Origin of the sequence: Sphaerospermopsis sp. LEGE 00249 (assembly GCF_014299995.1) — a bacterium.
GTDB lineage: Bacteria > Cyanobacteriota > Cyanobacteriia > Cyanobacteriales > Nostocaceae > Sphaerospermopsis > Sphaerospermopsis kisseleviana.
This window is the reverse complement of record NZ_JACJUZ010000012.1, coordinates 46,665-58,903: the sequence shown is the minus strand read 5'-3', so window position 1 is coordinate 58,903 and position 12,239 is coordinate 46,665. Positions and strand designations below refer to the sequence as shown.

General features: G+C 35.0%; 11 protein-coding genes. 3 read left to right on the top strand and 8 right to left on the bottom strand.

Annotated elements, in window-relative coordinates:
* Positions 1–5 precede the first annotated feature (5 nt).
* The 3 genes from H5968_RS06500 to rbsK all read left to right on the top strand — a co-directional run bounded on the left by H5968_RS06500 (position 6) and on the right by rbsK (position 3,350).
* The gene (locus H5968_RS06500) at positions 6–917 is read left to right on the top strand and encodes a hypothetical protein (protein ID WP_187039266.1); all 912 of its coding nucleotides are present in this window, start codon (positions 6–8) and stop codon (positions 915–917) included.
* 325 nt (positions 918–1,242) lie between these two features.
* Positions 1,243–2,307, top strand: a complete 1,065-nt coding sequence (locus H5968_RS06495; RefSeq protein WP_096569808.1) for an aromatic ring-hydroxylating dioxygenase subunit alpha — start codon at positions 1,243–1,245, stop codon at positions 2,305–2,307.
* Between the two features lie 122 nt (positions 2,308–2,429).
* Positions 2,430–3,350, top strand: a complete 921-nt coding sequence (gene rbsK / locus H5968_RS06490) for a ribokinase (protein WP_187039265.1) — start codon at positions 2,430–2,432, stop codon at positions 3,348–3,350.
* Between the two features lie 183 nt (positions 3,351–3,533).
* On the opposite strand, the gene H5968_RS06485 is transcribed toward rbsK, so the two are convergent.
* From H5968_RS06485 to H5968_RS06450, 8 genes are all read right to left on the bottom strand, one after another.
* Positions 3,534–3,965 carry a nucleoside deaminase gene (locus H5968_RS06485; RefSeq protein WP_187039264.1) on the bottom strand — a complete coding sequence of 144 codons (432 nt, stop codon included), beginning with the start codon at positions 3,963–3,965 and terminating at the stop codon, positions 3,534–3,536.
* 206 nt (positions 3,966–4,171) lie between these two features.
* Positions 4,172–4,588 (bottom strand): thermonuclease family protein, encoded by a 417-nt coding sequence (locus tag H5968_RS06480; protein WP_187039263.1) that lies wholly within the window; start codon positions 4,586–4,588, stop codon positions 4,172–4,174.
* Between the two features lie 313 nt (positions 4,589–4,901).
* A complete protein-coding gene (locus H5968_RS06475) occupies positions 4,902–6,332 on the bottom strand; it encodes a hypothetical protein (protein ID WP_096569816.1) in 1,431 nt (476 codons plus the stop codon).
* Positions 6,333–6,453: 121 nt separating this feature from the next.
* The gene (locus tag H5968_RS06470) at positions 6,454–8,067 is read right to left on the bottom strand and encodes a hypothetical protein (RefSeq protein ID WP_187039262.1); all 1,614 of its coding nucleotides are present in this window, start codon (positions 8,065–8,067) and stop codon (positions 6,454–6,456) included.
* The gene (locus tag H5968_RS06465) at positions 8,054–8,470 is read right to left on the bottom strand and encodes a hypothetical protein (protein WP_096569820.1); all 417 of its coding nucleotides are present in this window, start codon (positions 8,468–8,470) and stop codon (positions 8,054–8,056) included. The genes H5968_RS06470 and H5968_RS06465 overlap by 14 nt, the downstream gene beginning before the upstream one ends.
* A gap of 3 nt (positions 8,471–8,473) precedes the next feature.
* Positions 8,474–9,313, bottom strand: coding sequence for a type III-B CRISPR module RAMP protein Cmr4 (cmr4, locus tag H5968_RS06460; protein WP_187039261.1), 840 nt, complete (start codon positions 9,311–9,313; stop codon positions 8,474–8,476).
* Between the two features lies 1 nt (position 9,314).
* Positions 9,315–10,319 (bottom strand): CRISPR-associated protein, encoded by a 1,005-nt coding sequence (locus tag H5968_RS06455; RefSeq protein WP_187039260.1) that lies wholly within the window; start codon positions 10,317–10,319, stop codon positions 9,315–9,317.
* Complete coding sequence (locus H5968_RS06450) at positions 10,304–11,938, bottom strand: type III-B CRISPR-associated protein Cas10/Cmr2 (protein ID WP_187039259.1); 1,635 nt, start codon at positions 11,936–11,938, stop codon at positions 10,304–10,306. The genes H5968_RS06455 and H5968_RS06450 overlap by 16 nt, the downstream gene beginning before the upstream one ends.
* Positions 11,939–12,239: the final 301 nt, after the last annotated feature.

The window sequence follows — 12,239 nt, the reverse complement described above, 5'->3', positions numbered from 1 at the left end:
TCAAGATGCAACGTATTTTAGTAGGTTTTTTTGTAGCTACAACATTATTATTATCGTCTGGTTGTTCATCAATAATTAAATCTGGTGAAGCAAAGATTTCTAATAGTGAAACTACTCCTCAAACCGAAAAACAAAAATCAAAACCCATGAGTGAACATCAAGCACATTCAGAAAAGCAAAAAATGGATCACTCACAGCATGAAGAAAAACCCAAAACAGCTATCACAACCCAAGCGAAATTAACAACACCCAAAAATTTAACAACTAACCAACCGATTAACCTAGCTATTGATATTCAGGATGAAACAGGAAAACCAGTCAATAAATTTGATGTTTTCCAAGAAAAAATTATGCACTTAATAGTTGTCAGCAATGACTTAGAACATTTTAATCATTTGCACCCTGAATATAAAGAAAATGGTAGTTTTCAAGTCAGCGTCAATTTTCCCAACCCAGGAGAATACACACTTTTTAGTGATTATAAACCAGCAGGACAAGCAGAGTATATATCATCCACAAATCTCACTATTCCCGGTACAGTTCCCCTACCCAAAAGTTTAGCTAAATATGAAAAAACTAAAACTATATCCGATACAAAAGTAAACCTGAATATTTCTGAAGAAAAAATCAAAGTAGGTGAAGAAGTAAGTTTAACATTTGATATCAAAGATAACAACAATCAACCAGTAAAAGACCTGAAACCATACTTAGGAGAAAAAGGACATTTAGTAATTATTAAAAGTTCATCAACTCTTTCAAAATCTGACTATCTTCACGCCCATGCAATGAAAAATACTCCTGATGGACAAGTGAAATTTCATACCAAATTTCCCCAGTCAGGAACTTATAAAATGTGGATGCAATTTGACCGCAATGGTAAAATCAAAACCGCAGACTTTTGGGTAAATGTAGAATAGACATCTCCACAATAGAATGTATTAATTTGTCATAAGTTGTAGGGGCGAAGCTTATGGGCGATAATTTAACGGAAAAATCAGACATCTAGATATCCCATAAGCTTCGCCCAGCCCCCATAAATAAGTTCCATAATTTCTTTTCTGGAGAGGTCTAATGTTAGTTGACCCTGCGGTAAGCTGCTTTGCATCTAAGTTCCCTTGCTTTGTAGCACTAACGCGAATCCCAACCTACGAATAGCAATCAACAAAAATAAAGCTGTTTAAAATGACACTTGTTGTCTATGATTATTTTTGTATATTTTTCCTAGTCATATCTTAGCCATACATGATAGATAACAATCACATCTTATTACGTAATCTTTGGTACTACGCACTACCTAGTCATCTTCTCAAACCAGGTAAGATGGTATCCCGGATTTTTTTGGGAGAACCTGTACTGCTGATGAGAAATAAAGAAGGTCAAGTTTTTGCAGTGCGTGATATTTGTCCTCATCGTGCAGTACCTTTAAGTTGTGGTAGATTCAATGGTCAAGAAGTAGAATGTTGTTATCATGGTTGGCGCTTCAACCCTGGGGGAAAATGTGTAGAAATTCCATCATTATTACCAGAACAAAACATAGATTTGAGTCGTTTTGATGTGCAATCATATCCTATTTATGAGACTCAAGGCAACATTTGGATCTACATGGCCGATAGCGAAAAATCTCAAGTCAACGCTGATCAAAAAGATGTTCCCATAGTTCCTGGTTTTCCTGAACAACAACCTCATTTAGTAGAAGTAATGCGGTTTCCTTGCTTTGTAGATCATGCGGTGACAGGTTTAATGGACCCTGCACATTCTCCCTATGTACATAGAGTTTGGTGGTGGAGAAGTGGAGAAATACATGAAGAAGTCAAACAATTTGATCCTTCACATTATGGGTTTACAGTCAGACGACATCAATTGTCAGATAATATGGAAAATATGAGCCGATTATATTGGTTAGTCGGTGGAGGAATACCCGAAGTAGAAATTTCTTTTCGTTTACCAGGAGTGAGAATAGAAGAAATTACATTTGGCAAACATCGAGTTTGTAATTTAACCGCAGTCACACCAATTTCTGAAACCGAAACAGAAGTAAATTTTGTCCTTTATGGTATACCAAATTGGTTAAGAATATTCACACCTTTAATTCATATCTTAGCCAGAAAATTTTTAGATCAAGACCGCACAGTAGTAGAAAAACAGCAAATTGGACTCAAATACAATCCTGTATTGCGACTGATTAAAGATTCAGATATGCAAGCACAATGGTATTATCAATTAAAACGTGAATTTGCCCGTGCTACATCTGAAAAACGAGAATTTATCAATCCTGTAAAAAGTGTATTATTGCGATGGCGTGCTTAATATTTTAGTCATCATTAATTACACATGAAAAGATTACACATTCAAACATTTTAAATCTTGTGGGGTGGGCATCCTGCCCGCCCTTAAAATCTTAAATCTGCTGTATTTAATAACTCCTGAATATGAAAATTATCGTTTTTGGCAGCATAAATATAGACCTAGTAGCAACCACACCCCGCTTACCTATTCCTGGGGAAACATTGCTAGGCGAAAGCTTTTTTACCACCCCTGGGGGTAAAGGTGCAAACCAAGCAGTTGCATTAGCAAAATTAGGAATACCCACGCAAATGATCGGGCGTGTAGGTGCTGATAATTTTGGTGCAGAACTCATTAAAAATTTGCAAAATTGTGGTGTTAAAACTGAAAATATCTTAATTGATGAAACCGTCAGTTCTGGGGTTGCAGTTATTACTGTAGATCAGCAAGGGGAAAATAATATCATAGTTATTCCCGGTGCAAATGGTAAAGTTAATCAAGATGATATCAATAGATTATCTAATTTATTCATAGATGCAAAATTCCTACTTTTACAACTAGAAATTCCTTTAGAAATAGTAATTTTAGCAGCCCAAAAAGCCAAAGAAGCAAATATAAAAGTTATTCTCGATCCTGCACCAGCACCAAATAATTTACCAGATGAAATTTACCCATTAATTGATATTATTACACCCAACGAAACCGAAGCTAGTCAATTAGTAGGTTTTGCAGTTAATGAACAAGAAACAGCAGCAAAAGCAGCAGATACTTTATTACAAAAAGGCGTGAAATGTGCAATTATTAAACTAGGTGCAAAAGGTGTTTATTGTGCAACTAAAGAAGAGAGTTTTTATATTCCTGCATTTTCAGTTAATGCAGTAGATACCGTTGCTGCTGGTGATGCTTTTAATGGTGGTTTAGCAGCAGCACTTTTTCAGGAAAAACCTTTAAAAGAAGCAGTAGTTTGGGGTGCAGCAGCAGGGGCTTTAGCAACTACAAAATTAGGGGCGCAGAGTTCTTTACCTGATAGAATTACTTTGGAGAAATTCGTAATTTGTAATTCGTAATTTGTAATTCGTAATTTACTCGTTTTACTCGTTCCCATACAGAGTATGGGAATGAATTATTAAAGGCTTTACCTTTAGTTAAATTAGAGTCAGAGACTCTATGATAGCATTCCCAGTCAGAGACTGGGAACGAGGGAAATCCAAAATTAAATTTTGACTCCTGACTCCTGACTCCTGACTCCTTTAAACTCCTATATCTTCATTCCATAATTCAGGTTTTTCTGCTATAAATTGACTCATCATTTGTTCACATTCATCCAGGTTTAAATCTATAATTTCCACACCATGATAAACCATAAATTCTTTTGCACCAGGAAAAGTTCTGGACTCTCCTGCAATTACTTTTTTAATCCCAAACTGCACCACAGCACCGGCACACAAATAACATGGCATTAATGTAGAATATAAAGTTGTACCTTTATAATTACCAATTCTCCCTGCATTTCTTAAACAATCAATTTCCGCATGGGTGACAGGATCACCATCTTGAACCCGTTTATTATGACCTCTACCAAGGATTTTCCCATCTTTGACCAAAACAGACCCAATGGGGATTCCGCCCTCATTTCTGCCTTGTTTGGCTTCGCTAATTGCAGCTTGCATAAACTCATCCATTTGATAAACTCCTGATATGAAAAAACAGGCATACTTCGACAAGATCAGTACAAGTCTTGCCTGCTAAATGGGTACTCGATATCTTCGGAAACTGGTGTAAAAGTCCGCGATATCATAGCAGAAATATCCCCGATTTCTGATATAAATTTTATCATGCAAGGGATAATTAAAAATAGAAGTCGGGGATCGGGTTATTGATTACTTTGTTAATTTCCTTTTAATCTACGAATTTGTTTGAGTTGTTCAAAGTCTTTGTTTTTTGTGCCACCATCATATTTCCAAGCATATCCTTCGGCAATCATCAGATCATTAAGACATACATCGTCAACGTATAACCTGCCCAGTATTCTCCCATATTTTTCTGTGCTGTCTGGAAGTTTTGTTTTAACCAGAATTTGATGTTTATTGTCTAGTTGTTTTTTTAGCCATTCTTTAGCTTCAAGACCAAGTTTTTTTTCATCAGTATTCGTTGTTCTCGTTTCTGGGGTATCAATACCATCAAGACGAATGCGCTTAGTCAGGGAGATATCAAAACCAAGGTCAATATCAGCATCAATAGTGTCGCCATCTACGATTTTTTGAACTGATTTGATTCTATAAATGTATGGATCTCTGTCTGTCATTGCTAAGGTAATCCTAAGTCGGTTGAGGTTTCAATTTAGATTCTGTATCTTATTGATCTGGAATCTACTCTATTTTTATTCCCTATGGAGGAAGCGATCGCTCTATTTTAGTCTCTTTTCCCCTGTGGTGTCTAGAGGTATTTTATGAGTGTTAATGACAAAACCGAGAAAACTGACATAACAGATATCTGGTGAAAATGATCTAGGGACAATTCATAAATTGTCCTTATAATAGTTTCATACAATAGTTTCAGGTTAGACAATTAATTACCACCAGATGTCTATTTACCTTACAGTATTTATATTGTTTGACCTAACTGATAATTACTATTGCTGGCAATTGATAATTATTGATTGCTGTTTTTAGTTCCTCATGTACAGAGGACATAAGACTGGCATCTTTTAATTTAGTAAAGTTTTGCCCAGATATAAAATTAAGACAGCCCAAAACTCTTTTTTGCCATCCATTATAATCTTTAGTATTCCATGCTTTAAATACTTCTTCTTTTTCTAATCCCCGCAAATTATGAAATAAATTGTTTCTTTCTATGGATGTGTAGTTTTTAAACACTTTGATATCATCACTTAATTGCCAATTCTGTACAACTATTTCAACTAAATCAGGAATACCTTTGTGTGCATCTTTATTGTTATACTTATCTCTAAGCAAACCTTCAACAGCACGGAAACTATGAAATAATGCTTCCACATAGTTACCTTGTATAAACCTTATAACTGCTAAATAAGCAGCTTCATAACTAGTCCACCATCTTTGTTGAGTGCGTTTTTTAGCATCTTCATTTATGGTACTTCTGGATTTTGCAAAATCATCAAAATTAGCATTATTCCACTGGATAGCCATTGCTAGTAAATCTTTAATTTTCTTTTCCTTTTCGGTTAAAAATTCTTTCTTATTTTTCCAAATCTCTGTAAAAATTTTATCAACTCCTGAGTAATCATATCTATCTAATAATTCCTTAGCCTCTTGTAATTTCATACCTTGCAAGTAACTAGAACTAGGAATAGGAATTGCATTTCCTTGGTCATATTCATTGCTAACTAAAAATTGTACTTGCTTTTCAAAATTGGCTAAACTTGTAAACTGAACTGCGGAAGAAATAGCTGGAGTACCTGCTTGATGACTAACAAAAATTTTTGTATATTCTTTGATTCCCAAGTTAGTAATATTTTCTTGAAATAACTTGTTAACTAAAATTAAACACTGATCCCAATTATCAAGACCTTCTGTTTTAGAATTAGCTTTTAATTCTAAAAAGTGAATATCTTTATCTGTTTGTAACTGAGGAAATTTTTGCTGAAAATACTTCTTCAAGAGAGGTATAAGTTGACAAGTATCTTGCCAATAAGGACATTTATTATTTTTCTTATCATGATCGTCAAAAGCATTTTCCTGATTTGTTGTAATTACTATTACTTTCTTAGTTTTTTCTTTTTTGTCTAATTTATTCAAAAAATCAGTGAAAGTATCTAACAATGGAAAGTATAAATCATCAAAAATATTGAAACTTTCGTCATTTAATTGAGGACTATAAACCATACCCATAACCCTTGCAGGAACAGTATAAGGTTCATTAGCAGGAGCGTTTTTTAATCGAGATGGTTCAAACAAATGATTAGATAATTCACTTCTAACCATTCTATAAAATTTCTGCCATTTACTAGCATTATAATTAGGATTTAATTTGACATCACTATTGCCAGTAGTTACAATCCAAATACTCATTTTTTCAACTCCTGAAAATTTATTTAATCAAATTTTTACTTAATCAAATTTTTATTTAATCAAATTTGCAGATAGATGTCGGACTTCTATTTGAATTAATCATAGAAGTCCGGGATCTTGATTACACACCCCACAATTTTTCAAACCCACTTGTTGGTAAAAAAGCTAAAAACTGTTTAGTAGTTTCATCTCTTTTATCAGGAAAGATGGTTAATAACTCTACATATCCTCGTTGGCGAACCATCTGATCTTCCCTGATTTTATAATGGGGATACATTCGATGGTAAATTCTGCCAATTTTTCCCATTTCCCCAGTCAATTTAGAACGTTTAATTGATTGGCTACCTCTATAATTTCCATGAAACCAGCCCACTGCTAAACTATCTTCTTTATCTACCGCTAAACGTCCCCAAATTTGTACATTTTCAGGATGAAAACATTCCCGCCAAGCATTTCGTTGATAATTTTGAGATTTACCTTTAAAAACCAACCAATTATTGACAGCTTTGCGAACATTCTCAATAATATTTTTGATGTGGTTAATATTATTCACAGGAAAATAATATGCTTCTGATTCTTGAGTAAATCCCCATTGACAACCAATCATAGGTTTATCTTCATAGTCGAAATATTTAGGGAAAAAGATTCTATGATCTACCCTGCGGGATGATTTACCAAAACCACCTATTAATAGAGAAAATCGCAAAATTGCTTTAGCTAAAATTCTCAATTGCTTTCTATATTCATCTGCATGATTTTTCATACAGAGAATAGTTAAAGTACCTTTTTTTAAATCATAGGTAGGCATAGATATCCTATTGTTATTATAAGTAAACTCACCCATGACTAAACTTTCAGCATGAAAAGCAATACCTAAATCTCCCACTACTGCACCTTTAGCACCTGCAAAACCTCCCCACAGTTCCTTAGTTAATTCTTGTGCTGTATTCTCATCTGTCACCCCACTAAATAACCGTAAAGTATGACCCCGTAAAGCAGCTTTAAACATATTGGGGCGAAATTCACCAGTTTTATCTATTAATTGTGAGGCTAAACCTTGTCCTTTTAAATTCACAGTAAATAACTTAGTTTCTGGGTGATTAATAGGTTGACCATAACCCGCACTTACCCTAGAACCAATACCCCTTTCTATCGCTTGATCCCAAATCCTCCAAATAGTTTCCCATTCACTATCCTCTAATTCAATAGTGCTAGAAATACCAAAAACTAAAGTTGGTGCATAAAGGGAAATTTGCAAAAATGCAGCATGGGAATCACTGTTTTTTACTTGCCAATTTTCTTGGGGGTGAACTACATCAATTAAAGGTTCTTCTTTCCAAGTTGCATCTTGGGGAAATGCACCATGAAAACGTAATATTCCCGGTTTAGTTTCACTACTATTTTGATAACCACAATATCTAATAGCTTGTGCAGGGGTACAATGTCTTAAAAATGCACCTTTCATACTCGCACCAGGATAATAGGGAAACCCATTCGCCGCAATTACAGGACGGATAAAATCATCATCTTGACCACTATTAGAAAGCAACCGCCAACTAATTTTATATTCCTTTGTTCTGACATGATGACTAAAATTAGGAGGCTTGATAGCGGTAGCTTCTAGCCATTCATCAACCCATCTTTCAGACTGTTCAGGTTGTTGAATATAGTGAATTTGTCCCCTACCGCTAATTTGTGCTTGAAACATTAAGGGTACTTCATTACTGTTCGGCATCACTATCACCTGGTTTTTTATAACGTTGAGTCCACCAAACTAAACTGTCACAAAATTGAGTCAATACTGCTAAACAAATGCGTTGATCTTCAATATCTAAACTCCATAATCTAGAAGCATAATCTTGTACTTGTCGGGTATTACTACCATCAACTTGATCTTCAGGTAATTTAATTCCTGCTTGTTTCATAATTCCCACAAAAGTTGTCCAAGTGTCACGCCAATATTTACCTTTGTCTGGTTCTTTAGGTAAGAGTCGTAAATGTTCACCCCAAAATCTTTCTAAACCATAAGCTACGGTACTTCTCATTTTATGAGATTGACCGATGACACCTTTTTTATCCCGGTAGATGAGGACTAATTTTTGTGCTTTTTGGTCTAAGTTATAAGATTGCCAAGTCATTTTTTATTCTCCTTTGATAGTTAATTCACAATGACCTAAACCAATTGATTCTAAACCACCTAAATAAATATCTGCGGTTTTGCCAATAGTGAAAGGTTGCCATTTTTTACCTGATTTATCATCTCTAATAGCAATAGGAAATACTAAAATAGTTCCTTCTGGCAATGCTTCGGTGTTGAAAAACCCCCCACCTTCGACTACTTTTTGATCTGGTTTGAGACGGACACGACTTTGGCGATATAATGCCATATCATGAATCATACCAATATCACTATCAGCAACTACGACTGATGGTTGTTGTTGCTGGTCAGGAAACCAAGGTGATAAGTCTTGTGTTTTGTTAATTTCTAAGAAACCTAAATTAAAGAAAATCGTTCTTTTACCTCCTGTTGCTTGTTTTGCGACTAAGTTGGTTGAACCTGTATAAGCATCAGGAATTTTGATGTCTTTGAGGTGTTGATCTTGTCCATTTACCTTAACAATGCTATCACCTGCTATTCTTTGATAACGTTTTAATAATCGCTGACAAGTTACCCATACAATAGGTTGACCTGGGCAAAAAACGGGAATCCAAACTATAGAAGCATATTCAAATTTAACGATAGATTCCTTATTTTTGTCATCGTCTGCACCGTTACCATACCAATAATTGGCTTCATTTTCACTTTGATCATTACGCATTTCTGAACGTAAACGACCACGAATTGAACTACCGGGAATGATACCAGTTTGGGTAAATTGATCACGGAAAATCAAGTTTAAATTTCCGCTTTCTTCTCCTGCGGTTGCACCAACATGGAGGGGTGCTAAGGTTTCGATAATTCCATAGGTTTTGGTATACATTTTAGTTAACTCCTTCAATTTCTACTGGTAAACACAAACCACAACCGAGTTTTTTAAGACTGTAACCTTCATTAGGAAACCATTTCTCGTCCCATTCCCACCAAGGTTTATTAATAGGTTCTTTGAGTACGTAAACACTACCCGCAGGAACAGCATAACGTCCTCTTCCTAATGTTCCTTGGGAACGGAAACGATAGGGAACAGGTTTATCTGTTAGCATCTGCACAGTTTCAGGAAAACTATGATCCTCTGCTTGGGGTTGACGGTGAGAGATTCGGTTAGAACCCCAGACTCCCGGTGTTATTAATGCAAATTTATCTTCTATTGGTTGGCGTAAAAGCTCTAAAATGGGACTATCATCAGGTAGTTTAAAACTATTGATTTCTACAACATGATTTTCACCACCAAATTTATACCAACCATCAGGTAAAGCTTTAGTAGATAAATAAACTAAGCAATATTCTGAGTCTAGATGTACAGAATGTTCTAGAAATAATCCACCTTTAGTATTATCATCGATCTTGAAAGTACATCTTTCATCATTTTTTAAATGAGGATGTAAGACAGGAATAAACTTCCACGGCACTTTTTCAGCATAGCTATTACCGCGGATGTGTTCTGCTGCATAGTTCCAAGAATTGATTCTTTGCCATTGATAATCAGGTGTTAGTTGTGAGTTGTCACAATGCCATTTATCATTTTTAAATTCCCATTCGCTAGACTCGTTTTCAGCTATAATTTTAGTCCAGGGAATTGGTACATAAAAATATTCTGGATTATCTGTTTTTCCCCAAAATGGTCCGGCAATATATAAATCATGACTTAATTTTTCTTGATTCCATATTTTCTGAACTTGGTTAACACTAAAAAACAATCCTGATAATGTTGCTGCTTCAGGAGGAAATTTAGCACCGGAACGGCCTACCAAATTTTCTGGTGATAAAAATGCACCAGCACTACCATACATAAATCCTAACGGACTGATACAAATTAGATAGTTGAACATAAATACCATCCTACATTAATTAAACTATCAATCCATTTCATTAGTTCTAAATTATCTGAATTGCCAACAAGTTTTTCTTGATGATTTTCTAAGTATTCTTTCTGTTTTTCAAAGTAAATGTTAAACAGTTCTAATGCTATTATTTCATTCACACTTTCCTTATTTTTCTCTTTCAAATTTATTGCATGACGAGATTTTAACGTAGCTAAATCACTATAAACATGACTCCAGTTAGGAAAATCTTCCTTATTTCTTCCTTTAGCTTCCCATTGTTCAAATGTTTTACCATCCCTATCTTGATACTTCTTTAAAATCCCCAAATAACACCAGGGACAAGTCCACTGGATATATTGACCACTATTAAAAACCACCCGAATAGTTACTCTATCTCTTCCTAAAGATTTGGCTACTTTTTCCGCTTCCCGACAATGTTGTAAAACATCTCGCTGAGGTACACTACCTGCAACCCAGACAAAACCGACACTGACAGTTATTTTCTGTTGGTGTTTTTGCCATGTCTCATTTAACGTTAATAACCATTCATAGGCTATTAATGGGGAAATGGGTTTTTGAGGATTATTACTATAAATAATTCCTAAAAAATCATCACCACCAGCGTAAACAATTCTACCTATTTTTTGTTTTAAATTAAATCTTTCATCAAATTGTTTACCCCAAGTTCGCATAGCATCACTAAAGTTTTTTATTTGTTCATCACCATTTTCTTTTTTCGCTAATTCTTGTAAATGTTTGCCAACTTCGTCACCATCTCCCATAAACCATCCTGTCCATTGTCCAGGAACACTTTCTTGATTTTTTTCTGGTTGTGCTGGTTGTGGTTTACGTTGAATTTCTGTAAAACCTTTATCCAGTGGATCTATACCTATTTGTTGTTGAATTTTCTTCCATGTAACGAGACGTTTTACTAATTCGGGAATACTCAATTTTTCGTTAATGGCAATAAATTTACCTTCTGGATTTTCTGGATTTTCTGGATTTTCTGGATTTCCTTCTTTTTGGTCTTCGGTAATTTCTGCTAATTTACTATAAAAATCCTTGATTTTCTCATCTTCTAATTTATAGTTCATGGTTTGAGGATTACGAGATTTTCCACCCATCCCAGGAAACGCAATTCCATCAGTACCTGTTAAACTAGAACTTTCACCAATCCAGTTTACCGCTGTCCAATCACGGGATAATTTTTTAGTTTCTAAATCATTCATTGCCTCAATGATACTATTACCACATCCTTGAAATATCTCCCAAGTGTGAGAACCCCATAAACTCCATTCTCTTTCCCATTGATAATCAAATTCTGGTAATTGTTTTTCTATCCATTCTCGGCAAACTTTTAACATCTCTTTCCATCGGGAAAGGATGACTTGTTCTGCTTGTTCTCTGGTCATTTCTCCTTTAATTAAAATGCGGTTTGGCATTCCTTTTTGAACTTTAGGAAGTGCAGGAGAAATTAATGTTAAATTGTGCGTATTAACAGAGTTAACTATTTGTTGACTCAAGTAGGACAGAATTAATGAACCACCGTATAAGTCTCGCAGTTTGCGGGATTTTTCTATGAACCCTTGGACGGGTGCAAAGGTGATAGCAGTATATTTAGTCACGGGTTCTGTATCTCCTTGTTTGCTTAGTTTTCACAATACACGCTAAAAGTTATACTGTGTGAAAAAAAAAGAGTTTTTCATAATTGGTAAGAAAATGAAACAGGTATTGTCAATATCTATGAAGATGTGTCAACAAATTTGGCTGTTTTTTGCAATCTGTGAACATTGACTCCCTTGTGCTTTATCTTAGCGGTAAAATTTTGGTTGTAAACTGCTACTCATGCGAATGACGAAATTTACTGGGGGAACTAGGGTAATAAATTCCTCATTCGCTTGAAAACACTAGACTTTTACCCCAAGG